A 22,061-nucleotide genomic window follows, 5' to 3' on the forward strand; every position below is an offset into this window, starting at 1 on the left:
ATCAAAATATTACGAACATATGTACGATAGTGCGATTGGAGGGACAAATGTTAACTATTTATGATTTAAAGAACAAGGTAATGCTAAATCAACCTGATTTTTTTAATCTGGTTGAAGGCTTTGACTCTTTTAAGGGTGTTAGTTTTGTTGGTAGTTTTAAGATAATTGAAAAAGAGTTAATGCCACGCTTTAAGCAAATTGATCTAATTTTAGGAATGGAAGACCAAAAAACTGGTAAAAATTTAGATCAGCTTTTTAATGTATCAAATAAAGTTAAAGAACTTCTTTCTGTAAGTGCTGACTTTTTGGATCGAATTGAGAATCAAACTTTGCAATTAAAATTTACTAAAGATGAATTATTTCATAGTAAATACTTTATTGTTGAAAACAAAACTGATTTTATTATCTTTAATGGATCAATGAACCTTACTCAAAAAGCTTTAAAGCATAATCATGAAATGCTTTGGATGTATCATGGTAAAAAGAATGATTTACAAGATTTAAAAATTTATGAAGAGCATCAAAAGCTTTTTAAGCATAATTTCGAAAAAGATAGTGTTGATTATCTAGATAGAAAGATTATTAATAATCTTTACGGCAAGACGAGAAAACAAATCACGGCAATTATCGCTGATGAAGTTGTAGATAAGATTCAGCAGAATATCGTTGAAGTAAATCCAGCAGACGTTGTTAAGATAACCAACGATGCTCAGCAAAAGGAACAAACTTATGAACTTCATCCTGAAACTGTCCAAAAAGTAGCTAAGGAGCTTTTTACTGAAAAAGGAAATAAGCGTCGAAACGAAGAAAAGGCAAGAGAAGAAGTTAAGAAAATTGTTTTTCAAGACTTTAGTGATTCTTCAGAAAATAGAGTAATAAAAGCAAGTGAACTATATCCCAAGCCTATTTGGGCACATCAAGAGGATAAGATTATTGTTGAAGATGAAAATAAATTATTCCATCCGCTTAAAGTAGATGAAAATCTTGTAACTGAAGATGATGTGCGGACTTTTGTAAGAATAATCGAAAGTTTTCGCTTTAACAAAGTAAAAAATGAAAGTCACCAAGCACTCTCGGCGTTTATCTATTTAATGACTGCTCCAATGATTTGGAAAATTAGAGAAATATATCGTAAGTCTAATTTTTCAAAAAGTGCTGATCAAATTCCGCTTTCTATGGTATTAATCGGACGTGGGACAACTGGAAAAACTTTATTAGTTCGTGATTATTTTAAGAAATTTACCGGGGACAATTCGCATAGTTTACAATATACCGAAATTAATGACGGAAATGCTTCTAGAACTGATAAGGCAGTGAAATTCTTAGATAATTATTTGCACTCTGCTCGTTTTATTTCTCCAATGATTGTTGATGAGTTAAACAGTAATTTCTTACACAGTAAGGTTGCACTTAATGCAATTAAACAATGGTCCAACACTATTCAAGGAATTCATAATATTAATATTTTTGCGATGAATCATAATGCTGGAAGTAGAGAAATCAATAATCTGGAAGAAATTACAAAACGTGTTTATTATTTATCTTTTGAAGCTCCATGGCTTCCATCAAGTCAGCAGCAAATTAACTATAATATGTTAATTAACGATAACAATGACCATATTTATCGCTACGTTGTTTCTGAATTGAATAAGCGACTTGTAAATCTTACTGGCGAAGAAGAGGCTAATTTAATCGATGATTATTTAAGTTTAACTAAAAATATTTTATCTAACTTATTACGGAAATATGGTTATTATGATAGATTAAAAGATATTTTAGGCAGTAATTATGATTATAAGATTGATTGTAATCGAATTACTTGGAAGATGTTAATTTTAGATGATCACTATGAACACATTGCCTTTACAGATGGTGATGATAAATATTTCCATGTTTCAAAAGCAATTTTTAATGATTTTAAAGCTAATGGGTATGAAAATATTAATCAAACTTTAGATAATTATTTTAATATGTTTCCTCGTGAAGCTGGAATTGCAATCGAACAGTATGGCAATGGGATGCGTCTTGACATTGACAAGTTTGACAAATTCGTTGGCGAGCCTTTAATTAGAAATCACTATAAGAAATTGCACAAAGATGAAAGACAGCAAGATGATATGAAAGAATTTCTTAAAATACAGGCTAAACAAACACAGGTAATGCAAGAAACTATGGAAAAGATAACTAAGCAACAAGAAGAGAGGAATAGAAAAGGACTTTTTTCTCGTTTATTTAAACATTAGCAAAGTAAGTTATTAAGCAGAGATTGTAAAAATATCTCTGCTTTTTTTGATAACTGAAAAAAATATAAGTAATCTATTGAAAAATTAATTATAATTAAGTAATATTTAATTTAACTAAAAAGTAAAAGATGAAAACGGGGTGGGACGATTGCATAATTATTCGTTTGTTTTACATAAATTTGTAACTGGTAAACATGATGTTGAGTTAGTTTTACCTGAAACTTGGCAAGCAAAAGATTTATTTGATCAGCTTCAGAAAAATCTTTTCGAATTCTCTAAATGGTTAGTTTGGGCTGACAAAATTGATTCTATTCAAAAAGAAGTAGATTCAATTAAGCAATTTCAACAGAAAATGGTCGATGGTACAGCATTTAATTTGGTAATTTTAGTTGATGAAATTCCAGCTGGCATGATTGACTTACATGACTTAAATTCAGAGTCAGGTGAAGTTGGATATTGGCTGTCGAATGATTTTCAGCACTTAGGAATTATGACTGAATCTGTCGAATTTCTTAAAAAGTATGCATTTGAACAATTAGGGCTCAAATATTTAATTTTAAGAACTCATCCTCAAAATTTTGCAAGTCAGAATGTGGCTAAGCGAAGTGGATTTGAATATCAAAAAATTGATAATAATGGTCATAAAAAGTTTATCTTAAAAAATAATGTTAGGAGAACAGAAACATGGAACTAAAAAAAGTAACTAATCAAAATCTTTGGGATGTTGTAAATCTTAAAGTTAAGTCAGATCAAAAAGAATATGTTGCAGATAATGCAACTAGTTTACTAGAAGCATATGCAACTAAAAATGAAGGTGAAAAGGTTGAAACCTTTGCTATTTATGAAAAAGATAATTTAGTTGGCTTTGCAATGATTAACTTTAATGTATGCAACTGGGAAGGTGCACCAAAAGTTGCTCGTAATAATTATTGCTTGTGGCGTTTTATGATTGATCAAAAATATCAAGATCAGGGATTAGGAGTAGATGCGCTAGCTACACTTATTAAATATATGAAAACGATGCCTTTAGGAAATGGAAATAAAGTGTATCTTTCTTACGTTCCTTCAAATGTTGCCGCTCAACAGTTATATAAGGCTGCTGGTTTTGTACCTAATGGTGAGAGAATTGAAGAAGAAGTTGTTTTAGTTTTAGATTTGGAGAAATAAGTTTATGAAAGTTTTATCTAAATTAATGATTAAAGGAATAGGAATATGGTTTGTCCTATTAATGCTCTATTTTGTGACATAATTTTAATATTCTTCAAATCTCAAATATTTTCGGCGTACAATTAATAATTGACGTATCAAAAGGAAGAACTGTAACAATGAACAGCATTACACCTAATTTTTATATTAGTTTATTACTTTTTACTCTTTTTTATGGAGGAATAACATTTTGGATAAACAAGAGAAGAAGCAAATTATGAAGCAGGATCAACTTATTGATTGGGCAAAGAGACTTCAAAGTTTGGCGCAAGCTGGCTTAACGTATGGAAAAGATAATTTTGACTTAGAGCGATATCAAGAAATTCGCGATATTTCAGCTGAAATGATGGCAGAAAAATCTGGTTTGCCAATTGAAAAGGTAAAAGAACTTTTCTGCAACGAAGTGGGATATCAAACACCTAAGCTTGGAACTCGGGCAGCTATTTTTAAAGATAATAAAATTCTGCTCGTTCAGGAAAATGATGGTACTTGGTCAATTCCAGGTGGGTGGTGTGAAGTGAATCTTTCTGTTAAGGAAAATGTAATCAAAGAAATCAAGGAAGAAGCTGGAATTGATATTGCTGTTGAAAGATTAATTGCGATCCATGATAGTAATAAGCATTATAAGGGAATGTATCCTTATGGAATTACAACGGTATTTTTCTTATGTAAACCAACAGGCGGTAGTTTCACAGAAAATGATGAAACAATTGCTAGTGGATATTTTGCATTAGATAATTTGCCTGAATTAAGTGAAGACAAGGGATCAAAAGAACAAGTAGAGATGTGCTTTAAGGCATATCATAATCCTAACTGGCAAGCGGAATTCGAATAGGAAAGGAACATTATGCAGAGAAGAGAAATTGAAACTGAATTAGGAAAAATTAATTTTGCATATCGAAAAGGAGCCCCATTAGTTGTTTTCTTGAATGGCTTTGGTAGCTTTGATACAGGTCAATCCTTTTTAAAAGTAATTGAATCTTTGCCAAATGAGTATGGTTATTTTGCACCGGATTATTTGAATAGTGGCTTCAGTGGTAAGTCCTTAAAGGACTATACGGTAACAGATGAAGCTACTGAATTAGCAAGAATTATTAATGATTTTAAAGCAGAAAAAGTTATTATTTTGGCTCATAGCATCGGTGGTGTATATGCTATGCAAATGAAAGATAAAATTAATAATGTGAAGGCTTTCGTAGGAATTGAGCCAACTACTAGAGAAATCATTTTAAATCCTCCAAAAGAACCAGCTTATGATGAGAAAAATAAAGATATGACAAAACTTCAAGAAAAAATTGAAGCTGATCTTAAAGAAATTTTTACTCCAGAAGAAAATAAAGTGTTTTGGAATACTACAGAACAAAATGCGAAGAAATTTGATGAAAAAGATAATTTTAATGCACAAGCAGCTTATGAAAATGATTCGTTTTGGAAAGATACTACTAGGATAAGTGATAAAACACCAAGTGTTCTTATTACAGAGAAGTATCGAGAAAATGAATATAAGCGGTCAGAGTATGCTTCAAATAATTCGAAATCAAAAGTCATAACATTGGGTAATTCGCATTATATTCATTTTGAATATCCAAAGGAAATTGCAGAAATAGTTGAAGAGGTTATAGATTTTTAAGAAAAAATAATAGGAGTTGATGATTATGAGGTTAAAGAGTGTAAGCTTTAAAATTGTAGTTTTATTTTTAGTTTTTACAGCAGTTTTTACACTTTTCCGATCATCAATGTCAGGAATTTTTTCATTATTTTATGCTAAAAATGGAATCCCAAATGCAAATATTAGTTCAATAAAATCTTTTCAAAACATCGGTATTATGTTTGGACTCCTTCCAGCCGGATATTTAGCAGATAAAGTTGGAAGATTGAAAGTTTTAGCTTTATCATCTTTAGTTATTGCCACGAGTTTTTTCATTCTAATTCTATTTAGAAACTTCTTTTTCTTTTCAATGGCAGAGCTTTTATATGGTATTGGCTTGGCATTTAATTCAGGTACTTTGCTTGCTTATGTAACTGATTTACAGGAACAAAATGAAATTGCTCCTAGTAGCAAACTAATGGGGATGCAAGTAATCGTTTTGAATTTAACTACTTTAATTGGTGGAAATATTGGTACTTGACTATTTGGAATTAAAGATACTGCACCGATATGGTTTGCAATGCTTGGACTTGTGTTATATCCAGCCTTTATTTGGCTTATGGCAAGTTTCTTATCTTTTTCAGATAATAGAGCTTTTAGTAAAAAGAAAGATAAATATAATATTAAAAATATTGTTGGCTTTTTTAGAAAAAGAAACTTTTGGATATTATTGTTGCTGAATGTAGGCTATGATTGTGGAACGCAATTTATCCTTATCTATTGGTCAATTATTTATGTTGAAAAGTTAGGCTTTAATCTTTCACTGGTTTATACGTTATTTATGTGTGCACTAATTCTAGGTTCGGTTTTATTTAGTAGAATTTCTACTTTCCTTAATTCAAAAGGAATTACTTTGTTAAATACTGGAAGTATGATTGGAGCATTTATATTAAGTGGGACTCTAAAAAATAAATATTTACTGCTTTGCCTTTTTCTATTAATTGAATTATTAATGGGAATGTTGTCAGGACAAATTTCAGCTACTAGTAATGAAGCTATTTATGGAGAAAGCAATAAGTCGACTATGCTTTCAACTGTTTCATTTATTGCAGAGATCTTAGTTAGTGTTTCATTATTTATAAGCAATAGCATTATGAAAGTATTTGGAGATTTAAAAGTAATGTTTTTTGTCTCCGCAGTGTATTTTGGTGTTGTTTTGCTAACAATACCTTTAATAAAGGAGAAACAAAATGTTAGATAAAACTTGGCAAAAGATGTAGGAAGAAGCTAAAAGTGTACAGGGATTTAGACAAATATCTGATCATCTAGAAGCAGGCGGAGTAGCAGCTGCTGTTTTGAGTAATACAGGAAAAATTTATACAGGGGTTTGTATTGATACCGCTTGTACTTTAGGAGTGTGTGCAGAACGCAATGCTTTATTCAGCATGATCACTTGTGGTGAAAATCATTTCAAGAGAGTATTAGCCATCATGTCTAATGGAAAGAATGGTGCACCGTGTGGAGCTTGCCGTGAATTTATGGTGCAGCTTATGGAAAAAGACTATAAAAATATTGAAGTATTGATGGATTACGACAGGAAAGAAATTACTACTCTGGGGAAGTTAACACCTGATTGGTGGTTATAGTCATGATTACAATTGAAGCATTGCATAATTTCCCTAAAATAGAGAAAAATTGCAATTTAGGTACAGAAATAATTAAAACAATCAAAAATGAAAATTTTATTCTTCATAATAATGATGTTTTATGTATTGCTTCTAAGTTGATTTCTAAATCTGCAGGTCTGTTTATTGATTTAAAATCTATTAATCCAAGTCAATTAGCCTTACGTTTGCATCAGCAAATACCCAGAAAAGATCCAAGACTAATTCAGGTTATAATTGATCAAACCGAAGATAAGAATGGTAAGAAACTACAGATATCTAAGAACTTTATTGGTGGATGGCTGCCGAATGGTTTGTTTTTAACCGGTGCAGGAGTAGATAAGATAGATGCTGATACTGCGATAATTTTGCCTAAAAATTGTGATGAAATTGCAAAGAAAATTAGTGATAATATTTTCGATCAATTAAAAGTTAGAGTAGCTATTATAATTACCGATAGTGATGGGAGAATTGATAAAAAAGGTGCTACTCAAGTAGCAGTTGGAGTGTATGGTATTTCTGGCTTAAGAAAAAGTCGGTATGAAGATAAAACTAATGTTGAAACTATCTGTGATATGTTAGCGGGTTCTGCAGGCTTATTGATGAGGCAAAGAGGGAAAAGGCTGCCTATTGTTAAAATTCACGGTATGGATTATATGTTTGACAAGACTGCAACAATTAGGGATGCAGTGAACTAATTTTTTATCATATATAAAAAGATCAACTTCTAATTGAAATTGATCTTCAAAGTTTATTATTTAATAGTGTCTTTGGCTTATGTTTAGTAAGAATCTCATGATTGCCTGTAGAAACTAAGGTAAGTATTAATTTGTTTTTTGAAAAAGTATAAATTACAATCCATTGATCATAATTAAGATTACTATTAGAACTTAAACGTCCAGGATGAAATTCGTTAAATCCCTTCCAATTTCCTTGCAGAGAATGGTGCTTAATTTTCTTTAGAATTTTATTATCTTGAGCAATTATTGCTTTTAAACACTGGGTAATTAATTTAATTGGATGGTTTTTCTTTTTTAATTTTTCTAATTCTTTTTATAAGTTGGAGAAAAATAGACTTCTACTTGTTTCATAAGTTATCCATCCATTTATCTAGAGCGTCTAAAGAACCTATTTTTTCAATATTGCCATTTTCTACTTCAGATTTTCCTTGTAAAGCTTCTGGTGTATCGAGAAAATTAAGTAACTCAATATCATCATCAGCAGCTTTTCCAACTGCGAATCTTAGAAATTCTGAAAGTGTTATTCCTCGTTTAGCTAAATTCTTTATGGCCTTATCTTTAACAGATTTTGATACGCGAGTAGATGCACTACTGTTTCTTACTATCATATTATCCATAAAATCATCTCCTTATTTGTAATACCATTGTATTACATTTATTAAATATATCAAAATTATTTAATTATTGTGAAGGAAATTCTAATGATATCAAAACTAATTATAATTCGTGGAAACTCTGGCAGGGGCAAAACTACATTGTCTAAAGAAATTCACCATCGATTGCCACACAATACACTATTGATTCCGCAAGATACAGTTAGAAGAGAAATGCTGAATGTTAAAGACGGAGAAAAGACATTTGCTTTGCCATTATTAGAAAATTTGCTTGAATATGGTTATCATCACTGCTCTTACACTATCTTAGAAGGAATCCTAAATGCAAAATGGTATGCTGATTTATTCAAAAAAGCCCAACAACTTTTTGGCGATCAAATCTATGCTTATTATTTCGATATTCCATTTGAAGAAACAATGAAACGCCATCAAACACGGCATGAATATTCTTTTGGTGAAGAAAAAATGCGTTCCTGGTGGAATGAAAAAGATTATATTAGCTTTATTCCAGAGTATGCTTTTACTAGTCAGATACATTTAGCTGATGAGATCTCAATTATAATGAATGACATTCAAGCAGGAGACTGAGAATGATTTTGATTGAAAAATTAAATCAAAAATTACAAAGTAATCTGAAGTCAATCGATCATGAATCTCTTAATAAAACTTTTATTGGGTATAGTAATTTGTATCATGAATCGGTTTTTGTAAAACAATTTACTAAAGAGCAAGGATGTTATACAGAAGAAATAGTTACAAAACAAATGAATGATCGAATGATAACGACTTTTTCAATTGATAATAAATATATTTTAGTATTAAAAGACGTGGAACCTAGAGACATTTCCTCCATTATTGATCAAAATTTAGCTTTCAAAATGGGACAAGTTTTAGGTAAGTTTCATATGCAAATTAAACCATTTCCTAAAATTAAGATTGTACGAAATCAATTTGATGACTATCTGTCAGAGATAGATACTTTTCAAGATTCTTTCTATAGAAGTCAGTTAAATAAAGTAGCAAAAAAATTTATGACGCATAAAAATGAAATTCAAAAAGATCTGAAAAATAATTCACGTTTTGTTTTACACGGGGATGTAGGAATCAGAAATTATAAGTATATCGGTGGGAAGTTGACTTTAATTGATTTTGAAAAAGCACGTCTTGGTCCCGTATATCAAGACTTTATCAAATTGTTTTATCAAGATTTCTCATTGAATCCAGATTTAATTGACTCATTTTTAAAAGGATATTCTACTAAAAACTTGGACTATCAATTATTGAGTTTGACTAAACAATATCTAATTTTCACAACAGCAATTGGAATATTTAATTATACTGAGAAAATTGAAGATTTGGCTTTTAAAAAAGTTGGTGAGCGAATGCTCGCCAGTATAGAGGACTAGCAATGACTCAAGACTACATTAAAACTTTACGCAAAAAAGTTGGTCATGAACCAATTATTTTAAATTTTTCCGGTGGAATTTTGACTAATAATCAGAATGAAATCTTACTTCAAAAAAGATCAGATTTTAATGCATGGGGCTTACCTGGTGGTGCTTTAGAATTTGGAGAATCAGCCCAAGAAGCATGCATTCGAGAATTTTTAGAAGAAACTGGCTTAAAAGTAAGAACTAAATCATTATTAGGCCTTTCAACTAATTTTATCCAATATTATCCAAATCAAGATGTAGCACAGGCAGTAACTATTGAATTTAGTGTTGAACTAGTAGAAAAAACATCAAAAAAAGTCAGCTCTGAAACTCTTGACTTGAAATATTTTTCTAAAGATAAATTACCCAAGATTTTTAACAAGCAACATCAGCTTTTTATTGATCATTACTTTAATGGCGACTATCCATTTATTGATTAAGGAGGGGGAGAGGGTATACATGAATGAACAACCATTTATTTTAGATATTGATTTAAATAAACAAGCTGTAATAGAACCTGGAGTCGAAAATTTACAGTATAAGTTTCATGAAAAATTGCTTTTTGCATTTGTTCCAGATGATGAAATTAAATCTTTTTTAGATAAACACTCTCATAAGACTTTGGGCAAATTTAAAACTGTTTCGTTTAGGCCTAAGGTATATGAAGTGGAAATCAATAATCAACTAATTACGTTATGTCAAGCCCCAGTGGGAGCATCAGCTTCAACTAAATTTTTGGATTGGTTGATTAATTATGGAGTTAAACAAGTTTTATCTGTTGGAAATGCAGGGGCACTGACTGATCTGCCTGAAAACACGATATTTGTTCCACAAAGAGCGATTCGCGGAGAAGGTACATCCTTTTATTACAAAAAACCAAGTAAAATGATTACATTAAATGAAAAGTTTGTGCGAAGCGTTGAAAATGAAATAGAAAATTTAGGTCTTCAATATGAAGAAGGAATAACTTGGACAACCGATGGCTTTTTTAGAGAAACACCCAAGCAAGTTTTACAAGCTAAAGAATTAGGTGCAAAAACTGTCGAAATGGAGTGCTCAGCTTTAGCTGCTTGTGCAGAATTTAGAAACATAAATTTTGCGCAAATTTTGTTTACTGCCGATAGTTTGGCTGATATGGATAACTATGATAAACGTAACTGGGGTCATGATTCATATAGCGCTGGCTTGAATATTGGATCTCAGGTATTAGTGAATTTATAATATTTCAACTAAAGATGGAGTAGGAAACCATGAACGAACAACCATTTATTTTAGACTTTGACAAAAATCCGCATGCTGTTCTTGAACCAAATCACGATCAAGAACCGTTTCATTTTCATCCAAGATTGCTTTACGCGTTTGTGCCAGAAAAAGAAATTAATACGTTTTTAGATCAACATCTTCATCGCACTTTAGGCGAATTTGAATCATGCTCTTTTAATCCAAAAATCTATGAAGTTCAAATTGACAATGAATTTTTCACTTTATGTCAGGCACCCTTGGGAGCACCAGCAGCTGTACAATTGCTTGAGTGGTTAATTACTTATGGTGTAGAAAAAGTTTTAACGTTTGGTACTTGCGGTGCCTTGAATGACTTACCAGAAAATGAGATGCTTTTAGTTAAAAGAGCGATCCGGGATGAAGGAACATCTTTTCATTACATGGAGCCAGGACAGTTTGTTGACTTAGATCGTGATTTTTTGAATCAAGTAGAAGGCGTATTATCTGAATTAAGTTTGAAATATGATGAGATCATTACTTGGACAACTGATGGTTTCTTTAGAGAAACGCCTAAAAAAGTAGCACAATTTCGTCGGCTAGGAGCAGCAACTGTTGAAATGGAATGCGCTGGGTTGGCAGCATGTGCGAAGTTTAGAAAAGTGGATTTTGCGCAAATCCTATTTACCGCCGATACCTTAGCTGATATGGAAAATTATGATGAACGTGATTGGGGCAGTGAATCACATAGCCTTGGTTTAGAAATTGGATCTAAGGTTCTGACTAAGATCAAATAGTAGTTTGTTAAAAAGGTTTGGAGTTAACTCCAAACCTTTTTACTTTTTTTGGTCATTATTTGGAGTTATCTCCAAATTGCATGTTAATATTTAGATATATAGCAGGAAATTATAATGTATACTATACAAAAGCTAAATTTAATTGGTTATTGGTAGATTTAATGAGTGAACAAATAAAACAATATTGGCATGAATTTTGTCGAAAACATAATTTAGACTATGAAACTCCTGTTGAAGCTTGGGCTTTTGGAGCAACACAAAAAGATGCTAATGAACTAGCTTCTTTGGTAGATAAAGGCATTAAGACGGCTACTACTTCAGCATATGAATTGTATAGTAAAGATGAAGCAGTTCCTAAGGCAGGCGAATGGAGCATTATTTTAGATGGAAACCAGCAGCCAGTTTGCGTAATTAGAGAGTGCTGTGTAGAGATTATCCCTTATAATTTAATTTCGAAAGAACATGCTTATCATGAAGGCGAAGGAGATCGTAGTTATGAATATTGGCGCAGAGTTCATGATGATTTTTTTACGCGTGAATATAAGGAAATAGGGAAAGAATTTTATCCGCAAGCACCAATGGTGTGTGAAGTTTTTGAGAAGGTAGAATAATGAAGCTTTTAATTATCAGACATGGTGAAAGTGAAGCAGATATTTTAAAAGTTTGTGAAGGATGGGCAGACTTTAGTTTAACTCCACGTGGACATAAACAAGCTGAAGCAATGAGCAGATATGTGTCAAAACATTATCATGTAGATAAAATTTATACAAGCTCCTTAAAAAGAGCGTGTCAAACTGCACAATATTTAGAAAAATTGACTGGTCTTAGTGCAATAAAAACAGATAAACTAAAAGAATTTAATAATGGACTTCGCGCGGGTTTACCATATGATGAAGCATATAAAAAGTATCCGAAAGTCGAGCTTCCAATTCATGCTTCACGTTATGGACAAGAAAGTAAATTAAATTTTAGAATGAGAATAGAATCTATTTTATCTGAAATTTTTAGCCAAAATTCTGATGATCAAACAATCGTAATTGTTACGCATGGTGGAGCAATTACGCAGCTATATCATGCATTATTAAAACTTCCCATAGATTCTAAAATTAAATTTGGAAGTGGGGATGCCTGTGTGCATGAATGGACAATAGAAGGAGATAAGTATTATATAAATTTTGCTAATTATTGTCCCTATAACAACAGCTAAAAGCAATAGTAAATACATAATATGAAAAAAGCAGGAGGGCTCCTGCTTTTTTGCTATAAATTATTATCTTTTCGTCTAAACCAAGTTTTAGCAAAATCTACTAATGGTTTTACATTAATAGCTTTAATAAAGCCATTATTTAAATTGACTTGTCTAAATTCACTAGAATTATGTGTTTCAAAAGCTAAACCTAAATCATTAAAGTCATCATATATATCCATATCAATATTTTGATAGCTTGTCCAAATTGTTTTACCATCTTGGTCTATTCCCGTTGCTGCAGTATACGTTTCTGTTTTTCTTTCAATTATTGATTCAGCATAATGGAGCATTGTACAAGTTTCATAATTAGTTCCCAGAAAGAGGATTTTACCATTATTTTGGTACAGATAATCTAACGGACTATTAATACCATAAGGTAAGTCAAGTGGCTGTTTTTTAGCAATTTTATCTTTATCCTTACCCCAAATAGCGATAGGTAGATAGGGATGAGAACTGCGAACCACATCGGGTAATTTTCGAAAATATTCTGGCGTAATGCCTAAACCTTCACTTGGAGAAGTATCAGGGTTATATGGAGGCATATTGTCACGAACTACTTGAATTAAATCTTTTCTAACAGGAGGATATTCCCAACCTGCAGGATCACAGTTAGTACTAACTTCTGATGGCATCATAATTGTGCCTTGATTTATTACTTCTTTTAGTGCCTGAACTAAGCTTTCAGGGCCACCAGGCACATAGTAAAACTTACTTAAAGCAGTATGGACGATAACCTTGTCAGTTGAGCTAATATTAGCAGCAATCAAGGCATTTTTAAAGTCATGTTTTGTTGTAATAGTAGTAATTATATCTTGAGTCATGATTTTCTCTTTTCTTAAATTTAATTAATTATTGACTAGGACAATATGTAACTACTCTTGTTTTAATTTCCGCATTATTTGTTTTATTTTTCTTATTACTCATTTTTAACTCCATATATTATTCAATTTAAGTGTTTAGAGAAGAATTATGATTTATTTTTTTGTTTTATAAAGAGAACCAAATAGAAAAATGCCGTTATTACTTGAGCAATTCCTTCAAGAATAATAGATGGTCGTGCACCAAAGTCCTTGATGATAATCCCATCTAAAAAAGATCCCACGGGAATCATGCAATTAACAATACTGCTAACTTTAGTTAATTTTTATTTTTTTACAATAATAGGTAATATTTTATCTTCAGCTGAATAGATTAAGGTTGGGCCAATAGTAGATAAAATGTAGACAACAATTAAAAGAAAAATTGCAAAAGTATGTAATTTTTGATCGTTTAATAAAGGAACAATTGCCAGACTAAGTCCTACTTGAATAATAGTTATTATCTGAAGTGATTTTTTAATATCTACTCGATCAATTATCGGACCAGAGTAAATGAAAACATATCAATTGTTGATCCCGCAATGAAAATTATTGAGAGCAACATTGGTGAATGAAAATGACTTTTGAAATACCAAAGAATTGCCATGTAAAAAAGTGAATCTACAATATTTGTTCCAATTCGGCCAATAAGTAAATTAACAATCGTAAAATCATTTTTCTTAGTTAAGTTTTTTAAACATTTTCCATTTCCTTTTGAATACTTATTTTTTTGTATTTTGAAAGTTCAGGGAAAAATTAGCTATTTAGTTAATAATCCCCCCAAACCTTCATCAAATTTGGGGATGTTTATTAAATACAGCTTAATAACTGAAAGAAAATAATTCAGTTTTAAGCTTAATCCTAAGTTATTTAGAATAAACACCTAGTTTTCACCTCGATTTTTTTAGATAAAGTTAGTATACCATAGTACAAAGTAGCTTAAAATTACCGCTTAGTTAAAAAATATTACCACTTAAAAAAATATGATTGAAAATTAAAAAAGTATTAGTAAAATTAATAATAACTAAAGTGGAGGAGGGAAAATAATGACATTTAAAGAATTAATAAAAAGTAATATTCCACGTTCAATCTTAATCATTGCTTTATATATTCTTTATGCCATTGCAGGTGCATTAGGAGAATATCTATTTAAAAATTCATTGAATAATATACTTAAGGGAAATTTGAATGGGTATATTTATTGGACTTTTATTCAAGCAGGGATGGAAATAGGAGCAGCAATTTTACTGCCAATTGCAACAATTGCTTTTACTAAACAAACACAGAGCTATTTACATCATATTAGAGAAGATATTATGCAGCATTACTATAATACTGGTAATGATGAAAAGGTTTCTGAAATGCAGAATCAGTTAACAGGAAACTTAAAAATGTTAACAACTGATTTTGCTACTCCTTGGGTGTCTATTTTAAGTGGAGTTCTTGAAATGTTTATTTCAATAGGAATTTTACTTAAGATGAATTGGAGTTTGGTGTTAGTTAGTGCAATATTGTTAGGGATTAATTTTCTAATTCCTAAGATTATGGAAAAGAAAACTGCACAGGCTGCTAAGAAAGTTAACGTTAAAAATGAGAAATTACTCAATGCGATCGAGCATTGGCTTGGCGGCTTGCAAGAATTAAGACGCTTTAGTGCTTATGGTCGATTAAGAAAACAACTTCGTCAAGCGAGTGATGATTATGTTAAAGCAAGTAAGGAAAGCTGTAAGTATAATACGATTTCGTATCTTTTAAATGGCTGGGCAAATGCTCTGGCACAAGCTGGTTTGGTTTTCTTTGCTGGAATTTTGTTTATAAATCGTGCACTTTCTTTTGGTGAATTTGCGGTTGCAGGATCATTTGGATTTACAGTTTTTTCAGCTATTTGGGAAATTACTAGTGCAATCACACAAATTAAGTCAACAAAAGAATTACGTCAAGAAATTTCTGAATTACGTCGCAACGAAAAGCGGCCAGTCAAAGCAAGCGCATATGGTGTTTCAGTAAAAGATCTGAAGACTTCATATGACCAAGGTGAAACCATTTCTTATCCTGACTTTACAATTAAGGCTGGAGAAAAAGTGTTACTGACTGGTGATTCAGGAACTGGTAAATCTACATTATTTAAAGTTTTGCTTGGAAAGTTGAAGGCACAAAATGGAATTGTTACTTACTTAGATAAAAATAATCAACCACTTGAAAATGCTACAGTAGGTTATTTGCCACAAGATCCAATAGTTTTTCCAGTTTCAATTAAAGACAATATTACGATGTTTACTGAGAAGCTTGAACAACAAGTACTTAATGTAGTTAATAAAGTTCAACTGAGCACTGATTTGGCCAAAATGCCAGCTGGTGTTAATACAATTGTTGATTTAAAGAATGAAAATTTATCAGGCGGACAAAGACAAAAAGTAGTTTTAGCTAGAAGCGAGATACATCGTCAGCCATTTGTTTTAATGGATGAGGTAACGAGTGCGATCGATCAAAAGGCTACTGAAAAAATTATTGATGAATTACTAAAGACTGATCAAACAGTTTTAATGATTGCGCATAATTTCACGCCAGAATTAAAGGCTAAATTTGATCATGAAATAAAACTAGAAAAGAAAGGAGTACCAAGAAAATGAGTTTAAAAGAACTTATAAAAACTAATCCAGTTAAGTTTTGGCTTTTTGTAATTATTACTATTTTAACTCCTATTACAGTAATTAGTAGTACAGCTCTAATTCAAGTCGAAACAGCAATTCTTCTTTCACGTAATTTACGTAATTTTTTGATTATCTCAGCAGTAAGCTTAGTAGTTTTTGGTTTAGGCTATGTATTTATAAATATCAGTCAATATTTGATTACTTATCAAGCACAAGACTTAAATAATTCAGTTAGAGATAAGATTGTTAAGCACTATTTTTACGATGGCAAAAAACATCAAGTTCCTGAAATGCAAAATAGACTAACTAATGATTTACAAATGGTTAATGAAAACTATATTGGTGCTATTTTTAATTTACTATATGGTAGTGTCATGATCATTTCAATTATCATATATTTAATTATGTTAAATTGGATTTTGTTACTTACGATTTGTTTAATTGTGGCAATTACTTTAATTCTTCCAAAACTAATTGAGAAACCACTACAAAAAGCAAATCAACTTATTTCTGATAGCAATCAAGTTTATCTAGATACTTTGAATAATTGGCTTCAGGGGTTAGAACAATTAAGACAATTTGCTGCTGGAGCAAAGTTATTTTCAGTTTCTCAGTTAGCAAGTAAAAAACTTGAAGATGCAAATGTTAAACAGACTACTTATACTAAATTACTTAATGCAATTACTGGGATTGCCTCCGCAATTTTTGGCTTAATTATCTTTTTATTGTCAGGTGTTTTAGTTAAGAATGGTTTATTAGAGATCAGTGCACTTATGGTTGTTGGTAATTTTAGATTTTATCTAAATCAAGCTATTAATCAGATTTCTAATGCTCGAGGTCAGATGAAAGGAGTTAAAAATTTAATTACAGAAATAGATGAATCTACAAAGCCTGTACAAAATTTGCGTAAAAGTGGTTTTACTACTCCTGCAACAATAAAAACAAAAGGTTTAGGTCTGCAGTTTTCAAATGGGGAGAGTCTATCTTATCCTGATCTACAAATTAATCAAGGTGAAAAAATACTATTAACTGGTGATTCGGGTGCTGGAAAATCAACATTGTTTAAGTTAATTCTTGGAGACATAAAACCAAGCAAAGGGGAAATAATATTTGAAGATAAAGATGGAAATGAAATTGTTCCTGATTTAAGAAAGATAGGATATCTTCCTCAAGATCCGGTAGTTTTCCCAGCTTCAATTTTAGATAACGTCACAATGTTTAATGAAAAACTAGATAGTAGAGTAGGTAAGGCAGTTGAAGAAGTGAATTTAGCTTCGGATCTTGAAAAGTTTGATGAAGGTCTAAAGAAGAAAATTGATTTGGATAAGTTAAATATTTCAGGAGGTCAAAGACAGAAGATTGTTTTAGCTCGTGCTAAAGTTCATGATAGCGACATTATTTTGATTGACGAAGGAACCAGTGCAATTGATCAAAAGGCGACAATGGATATCCTACGTAACTTATTGAAGAGTAAAGCAACTATTGTATTTATAGCTCATAACTTTAATACCAAAATGAGAGGACTATTTGATCGAGAAATTCATTTAGTTAAGGAATAAACGAAAAAAGCTTTTGCACTTTGCGAAAGCTTTTTTGTTACAAAAAATATAGTAATGTAATTGTTACTTTAACATTAATACTAAAATAAACCAAAAAAGGATGGCTGCATACGCAGCCATCCTAGAAACAGCACTAATTATAAATTTGTTTAGTAAAATTGTATAGGTCAGTATCTAAATAATATTTAATTTCATCAACCTCAGCAATATTATCTATACCAAAAAGAGCAGTTAGAAGACTTAATTCATATTTTAGATTTTGAATAGCGACAATTAATGAGTCTGAATCTTGGCTAGCAAATTGCAAGAAGTAATTTGCTATACCAACATATTTAGCACCTAGAACTAAAGATTTAAAAACATCGAGAGCATTCGTAATTCCACCGGCTGCAATAATGGTTTTATTAACTGGAATAGTTCGAGCCGCAAGGAGAGTTTTTACTGTAGAGAGTCCAATATCTTCTAAAAACATTAGTTTTTGATTTTTACGTCTCTCATTTTCAATCTGAGCAAAATTTGTTCCGCCACTTCCACCTAAATCAATAATTGAAAAGTCATTAATAAGAAGGGTACGTAAAGATTCTGGATCAATACCCATTCCAACTTCTTTAATGATAATTGGAACATCAACTACTTCACGAATTGCTTTTAGATTATCAAGCCAGTGAAAATCACGATCTCCTTCAGGCATTACAGCTTCTTGAACGCTATTCAGGTGAATTTGCAGTGCATTGGCATCTAATGCACCAACAATTTCCTTAGCTGTTTTAGGATTTGTAGTTGGATTTACGTTAGCAAAAATTAATCCATCTGGATTTTCTTGACGTGCAATTTTGAAACTCTTTATTTGATCAACTTCTTTTTCAAGGATGCTAGCAGAACCTAGAGCCATCGGAATATTTTCTTTAGCAGCAGCTTGAGCTAAACGTTTATTGATTGTATAAGAAGAATCTGAACCTCCAGTCATAGCATTAATAAAGAATGGAGCACTAAATTTTTTGCCAAACATTTCAGTTACAATACTATTTTCGCTTACTGCACTTTCTGGAAGAGCAGGACGAATAAGGTGGATATGATTAAAATCATTGGTTTTATTACTATTAAAAAACATCTTAGCTAATGCTAGATGTTCTTCTTTTCTTTGAGATCGTTGTGACATAGATTGTTTCCTAGTATTTAAATTTATTAGGCAATTGAGTGCACTAAAAAGTTTAAAGGCATAATTCCATTTTTACGCCAGTTATTTTTCATTTCTTCAATGTCTGTTTGTTCATCAGCAATTACAATTCCACAATCACCATTTCCGGCGCCAGAAGTTTTAGCTGCACCATTGAATTGCTCAGCAATATTAATTAGTTTTGTTAGGCGTGGAATTTCGATAGCAATATGATTGAGACTAGCAAATTCTTTCAGTAATTGACGATTTAAACGAATTTGCTTTTGAATTAAAGCAATATTCTTCTCATTAAATCCTCTGATCATGTCAAGAACGCATGCTCGCGATTCCTCTAAGAAGGTATCATATTGATTTTTGATAAACTTTTTCTTAGCGTTAGTTTTATCAACTAATTGAGAAGTAGAAGCGGGTTTTTGACTCCAACCAATTACTAAGTTCAAGCCTTCAGGTGGTGTTAATAATTGAATCTTAAGACCAGGCCATGCCTCATTTAATACCTCGCTAAGAGATTTAGTAGCTAATTCTTGCTTAAGCCATGCTTTATCAAAAGTCTGGTAAGCTAACCAACCACCATAAACGCTTGCTGCAATATCGCCAGCAGACCCGTTTCCTTGAACACTATAGTGTGAGATTGCAGAAAGTTTAAAAATAAGGTCTTTAGTACAATTTAAACCATAGAAATTAAGAATAGCTTTAACAGTAGCTACAGTAACTGCTGCTGAAGAACCAAGACCATATTTTTTACCATCTGCTGAATCAAGGTCAGAATTAACATGTAAGTCATATAAAGACATCGGAACTTTTTGTTCTAAGCAAAAACGTTCAGTAAATTTAATAGCTGACAAAATATATTCAAATGGATTATCACGATTATCAATAACCATTTGATTGCCTTTACGAATCCAGTGAATAGAATCTTGAGAGTATTGCTTAGAGTGAATTAAGCCACGCGAACCTGTGCTTTTTGCAATAGAAACACGTACAAATTCATTTACTGCAACTAAAATGGCAGGGCAGTTTTGCTCAAGAACTGCATATTCTCCCGCAATATACAACTTTCCTGGTGCTTGTTCTGTAATCAACGAATATTCCTCTAATCTTTTTATTTTCAAATTACTAAAGCAGAGTAACGCCTGGGCCGAAACTCGCAACGACTATTTTAACATTAGACAATGTTTTCTGAACAGCTGAAATGATTTCTTTTCTATTTCTTAAGGTACAGAGAATTTTGACATTCGGACCAGCATCAATTGTGTAATAACATTCGATACCTTTTTTTCTTAAATCTTCAACTAGCTTAATAGCTTTAATTGTTTCTGGTTCAAAATAAGTGAAGGGTTCTTTTGCTGTTAAATTGCAAGCATGCATTTCATTGGCGCTTAGCTCACTTAGTTCTCCAATTTTGGTAAAGTCTTTGTCAGAAATAGCTTGTTTAATTTCAGCAATTTCTTGCTTATTTCTTTTAATCCAAGGCTCATAGAAAGGGGAAGTTTGTGCTAATTTCATTCCTTCTGTTGAAGAAATTTTCTTTTGTTTAGTATCAACTTCAAGAGCTAAAAGTGAAAGATCAAGATCAGGATGTTCATCAATTGGAATAGCATAAGAACTTGCATCATCATTTCCTTTTTGCCATTCAACAAAGCCTCCATAAATTGATCTAGTTGCTGAACCAGAACCGAGTCGAGCTAATCTTGAAAGTTCTTTTTTTGAAAGATCTAAATCATAACTTGCTGCAAAGCTTGTAGCTAGAGCTGAAAAGGCGGAAGCAGATGAGGCAAGACCTGCAGAAGTAGGGACGTGGTTGGTAGATTCAATTGTAAAATGATCATTAAAACCAAAGCGATCTTGCAGTAAATGAATATAATTAAAAACTCGTTTACTAGCTTCTGGTGTCTGCTTTTTGCCATTCAAAATAAAAGTATCTTCAATAAGAGATGAATCGTGGTTAAAAGTAGTATCAGTATAAAAAGCATTTAGAGTCATTGATAGACTAGACATCAATGGCGTTTTAAGTGCAGAATTTGCTTTACCCCAATATTTAATTAATGCAATGTTTGTGTGCGCACGTGCAGTTTTTTTCATTAAATAATCCTCTAAATTTCCTCAATCCAGTAGTTATCAAAATTAGCACTAGCCTTTTTAGCAATTTCTTGGGCAGCTTTTTGGTCAGGACATAATGCAATAACAATTCCGCCAAGACCACCACCTGATAATTTAGCACCTAAAGCGCCATTTTCATTAGCAATTTTACAAATATTATCAATTCTTTCAGTAGAAAGGTTAAATGAGACTAATATACTTTGAGCTTCATCGAATATTTTTCCTACTTCTTCAGCATTTTGTTTAAGCCAATTTGTTTGAGTTGCAGTAGCAAGTTCACCAAGACGGGCAATTTGCTTCTTTTTAGATTCACTTTCATCCATCTGCTTTTTTACTGATTGAACTGCAATTTTGGTGTTGCCAAGTTCACCGGTATCCATAATTAGAAGAGTAGCACCTAATTTTTGTGATAATTGTTTCGGTCCATCTTGTTTATTGAAGAAAACTAAATAGTTGGAATTTACTGTAGCAGCATCCAGTCCGGAAGCCTTACCATGATTGATCATTTCTGCATGATTTGTGATTTCCATAACCTCATCTTGCGTGAGATTTAATTCTAAAAATTGTGATAGAGCTTTTGTAGTGCTTAAAGCTACCACAGCACTAGAACCTAATCCGCGTTCCATAGGAATTTCACCGGTATAAGTAATTTTAACGTTAGGTGCATCTTCTACTTTTTCAAGTAGCGTTTTAACGATGTATTTAATACCATCATATTCACTTGGAGCATCAAAAAAAGCACCATGGTAATGATTTGTGTCCATCCAAGTAGCTCCATCAGTTTGTTCAACAGTAGTGGTAATATTTAAGGCTTGAATTGGAAGAGCCAATGCATTATATCCATAAACTACTGAATGTTCGCCAATAAGAATTACTTTTCCATGTGCTTTAATTTCTGTTTTTTTATTCACAATTATCTTTCCTATATTATAAATTTCATTAGTCTATTTTGTTTTGCTCCATAT

Annotated in this window: 25 protein-coding genes and 1 pseudogene; 18 read left to right on the top strand and 8 right to left on the bottom strand. The window is 31.7% G+C overall.

What is annotated here, in order from left to right:
• Window positions 1–47 precede the first annotated feature (47 nt).
• The 9 genes from H1A07_RS04365 to H1A07_RS04405 all read left to right on the top strand — a co-directional run bounded on the left by H1A07_RS04365 (window position 48) and on the right by H1A07_RS04405 (window position 7,399).
• Window positions 48–2,243 carry a phospholipase D family protein gene (locus H1A07_RS04365; protein WP_094499305.1) on the top strand — a complete coding sequence of 732 codons (2,196 nt, stop codon included), beginning with the start codon at window positions 48–50 and terminating at the stop codon, window positions 2,241–2,243.
• Between the two features lie 148 nt (window positions 2,244–2,391).
• Window positions 2,392–2,937 carry a GNAT family N-acetyltransferase gene (locus H1A07_RS04370; protein WP_210145493.1) on the top strand — a complete coding sequence of 182 codons (546 nt, stop codon included), beginning with the start codon at window positions 2,392–2,394 and terminating at the stop codon, window positions 2,935–2,937.
• The gene (locus H1A07_RS04375) at window positions 2,928–3,410 is read left to right on the top strand and encodes a GNAT family N-acetyltransferase (RefSeq protein WP_210145451.1); all 483 of its coding nucleotides are present in this window, start codon (window positions 2,928–2,930) and stop codon (window positions 3,408–3,410) included. Before H1A07_RS04370 ends, H1A07_RS04375 begins: the two co-directional genes overlap by 10 nt.
• 253 nt (window positions 3,411–3,663) lie before the next feature.
• Window positions 3,664–4,284 (top strand): NUDIX hydrolase N-terminal domain-containing protein, encoded by a 621-nt coding sequence (locus H1A07_RS04380; RefSeq protein ID WP_210145494.1) that lies wholly within the window; start codon window positions 3,664–3,666, stop codon window positions 4,282–4,284.
• A gap of 12 nt (window positions 4,285–4,296) precedes the next feature.
• Window positions 4,297–5,079 (top strand): alpha/beta hydrolase, encoded by a 783-nt coding sequence (locus H1A07_RS04385; RefSeq protein ID WP_210145452.1) that lies wholly within the window; start codon window positions 4,297–4,299, stop codon window positions 5,077–5,079.
• Window positions 5,080–5,185: 106 nt separating this feature from the next.
• The gene (locus tag H1A07_RS04390; protein WP_244974181.1) at window positions 5,186–5,578 is read left to right on the top strand and encodes an MFS transporter; all 393 of its coding nucleotides are present in this window, start codon (window positions 5,186–5,188) and stop codon (window positions 5,576–5,578) included.
• Between the two features lie 39 nt (window positions 5,579–5,617).
• Window positions 5,618–6,298 carry an MFS transporter gene (locus H1A07_RS04395; protein ID WP_210145453.1) on the top strand — a complete coding sequence of 227 codons (681 nt, stop codon included), beginning with the start codon at window positions 5,618–5,620 and terminating at the stop codon, window positions 6,296–6,298.
• 52 nt (window positions 6,299–6,350) lie between these two features.
• Window positions 6,351–6,683 carry a cytidine deaminase family protein gene (locus H1A07_RS04400; RefSeq protein WP_275952023.1) on the top strand — a complete coding sequence of 111 codons (333 nt, stop codon included), beginning with the start codon at window positions 6,351–6,353 and terminating at the stop codon, window positions 6,681–6,683.
• A 2-nt stretch (window positions 6,684–6,685) separates the two neighbouring features.
• The gene (locus H1A07_RS04405) at window positions 6,686–7,399 is read left to right on the top strand and encodes a coenzyme F420-0:L-glutamate ligase (protein ID WP_210145454.1); all 714 of its coding nucleotides are present in this window, start codon (window positions 6,686–6,688) and stop codon (window positions 7,397–7,399) included.
• Between the two features lie 46 nt (window positions 7,400–7,445).
• Here H1A07_RS04405 and H1A07_RS04410 read toward each other — a convergent pair whose 3' ends face one another.
• Complete coding sequence (locus H1A07_RS04410) at window positions 7,446–7,718, bottom strand: type II toxin-antitoxin system YafQ family toxin (protein WP_210145495.1); 273 nt, start codon at window positions 7,716–7,718, stop codon at window positions 7,446–7,448.
• A 70-nt stretch (window positions 7,719–7,788) separates the two neighbouring features.
• A complete protein-coding gene (locus tag H1A07_RS04415) occupies window positions 7,789–8,058 on the bottom strand; it encodes a RelB (protein ID WP_210145455.1) in 270 nt (89 codons plus the stop codon).
• Window positions 8,059–8,142: 84 nt separating this feature from the next.
• Between H1A07_RS04415 and H1A07_RS04420 the strand changes: the two genes are divergently transcribed.
• From H1A07_RS04420 to H1A07_RS04450, 7 genes are all read left to right on the top strand, one after another.
• A complete protein-coding gene (locus H1A07_RS04420; protein ID WP_210145456.1) occupies window positions 8,143–8,643 on the top strand; it encodes a kinase in 501 nt (166 codons plus the stop codon).
• Between the two features lie 2 nt (window positions 8,644–8,645).
• Complete coding sequence (locus H1A07_RS04425; RefSeq protein WP_210145457.1) at window positions 8,646–9,461, top strand: phosphotransferase; 816 nt, start codon at window positions 8,646–8,648, stop codon at window positions 9,459–9,461.
• 2 nt (window positions 9,462–9,463) lie between these two features.
• Window positions 9,464–9,928, top strand: a complete 465-nt coding sequence (locus H1A07_RS04430) for an NUDIX hydrolase (protein WP_210145458.1) — start codon at window positions 9,464–9,466, stop codon at window positions 9,926–9,928.
• 19 nt (window positions 9,929–9,947) lie between these two features.
• Window positions 9,948–10,709 (top strand): nucleoside phosphorylase, encoded by a 762-nt coding sequence (locus H1A07_RS04435; RefSeq protein ID WP_210145459.1) that lies wholly within the window; start codon window positions 9,948–9,950, stop codon window positions 10,707–10,709.
• Window positions 10,710–10,738: 29 nt separating this feature from the next.
• On the top strand, window positions 10,739–11,503 hold the full coding sequence (locus H1A07_RS04440) for a nucleoside phosphorylase (RefSeq protein WP_210145460.1): 765 nt from the start codon (window positions 10,739–10,741) through the stop codon (window positions 11,501–11,503).
• A 161-nt stretch (window positions 11,504–11,664) separates the two neighbouring features.
• Window positions 11,665–12,114: an ASCH domain-containing protein gene (locus H1A07_RS04445; RefSeq protein ID WP_094502823.1), complete on the top strand. Its 450-nt coding sequence runs from the start codon at window positions 11,665–11,667 to the stop codon at window positions 12,112–12,114.
• Window positions 12,114–12,710: a histidine phosphatase family protein gene (locus H1A07_RS04450; protein WP_210145461.1), complete on the top strand. Its 597-nt coding sequence runs from the start codon at window positions 12,114–12,116 to the stop codon at window positions 12,708–12,710. Before H1A07_RS04445 ends, H1A07_RS04450 begins: the two co-directional genes overlap by 1 nt.
• 53 nt (window positions 12,711–12,763) lie before the next feature.
• Here the strand turns inward: H1A07_RS04450 and H1A07_RS04455 are convergent, their stop codons facing one another.
• Both H1A07_RS04455 and H1A07_RS10540 read right to left on the bottom strand, forming a co-directional pair.
• On the bottom strand, window positions 12,764–13,573 hold the full coding sequence (locus H1A07_RS04455) for an AAC(3) family N-acetyltransferase (protein WP_210145462.1): 810 nt from the start codon (window positions 13,571–13,573) through the stop codon (window positions 12,764–12,766).
• Between the two features lie 326 nt (window positions 13,574–13,899).
• Window positions 13,900–14,273 (bottom strand): annotated as a pseudogene (locus H1A07_RS10540) (MFS transporter); the annotation flags it as partial.
• A 382-nt stretch (window positions 14,274–14,655) separates the two neighbouring features.
• On the opposite strand from H1A07_RS10540, the gene H1A07_RS04460 reads away from it, so the two are divergent.
• Window positions 14,656–16,239 (top strand): ATP-binding cassette domain-containing protein, encoded by a 1,584-nt coding sequence (locus H1A07_RS04460; RefSeq protein WP_210145463.1) that lies wholly within the window; start codon window positions 14,656–14,658, stop codon window positions 16,237–16,239.
• Entirely contained in the window at window positions 16,236–17,819 is a 1,584-nt protein-coding gene (locus H1A07_RS04465; RefSeq protein ID WP_210145464.1) for an ATP-binding cassette domain-containing protein, read from the top strand. Before H1A07_RS04460 ends, H1A07_RS04465 begins: the two co-directional genes overlap by 4 nt.
• A 133-nt stretch (window positions 17,820–17,952) precedes the next feature.
• Here H1A07_RS04465 and fni read toward each other — a convergent pair whose 3' ends face one another.
• The 4 genes from fni to mvk are packed head-to-tail and all read right to left on the bottom strand — an operon-like array spanning window position 17,953 to window position 22,007.
• The gene (fni, locus tag H1A07_RS04470; protein ID WP_210145465.1) at window positions 17,953–18,978 is read right to left on the bottom strand and encodes a type 2 isopentenyl-diphosphate Delta-isomerase; all 1,026 of its coding nucleotides are present in this window, start codon (window positions 18,976–18,978) and stop codon (window positions 17,953–17,955) included.
• 26 nt (window positions 18,979–19,004) lie between these two features.
• Complete coding sequence (locus H1A07_RS04475) at window positions 19,005–20,078, bottom strand: phosphomevalonate kinase (protein WP_057719184.1); 1,074 nt, start codon at window positions 20,076–20,078, stop codon at window positions 19,005–19,007.
• 34 nt (window positions 20,079–20,112) lie between these two features.
• Window positions 20,113–21,078 (bottom strand): diphosphomevalonate decarboxylase, encoded by a 966-nt coding sequence (gene mvaD / locus H1A07_RS04480; protein WP_210145466.1) that lies wholly within the window; start codon window positions 21,076–21,078, stop codon window positions 20,113–20,115.
• Between the two features lie 11 nt (window positions 21,079–21,089).
• Window positions 21,090–22,007: a mevalonate kinase gene (mvk, locus tag H1A07_RS04485; RefSeq protein ID WP_210145467.1), complete on the bottom strand. Its 918-nt coding sequence runs from the start codon at window positions 22,005–22,007 to the stop codon at window positions 21,090–21,092.
• Window positions 22,008–22,061 lie beyond the last annotated feature (54 nt).

This window comes from Lactobacillus taiwanensis, from assembly GCF_017894345.1.
In the GTDB taxonomy this organism is placed as follows: domain Bacteria; phylum Bacillota; class Bacilli; order Lactobacillales; family Lactobacillaceae; genus Lactobacillus; species Lactobacillus taiwanensis.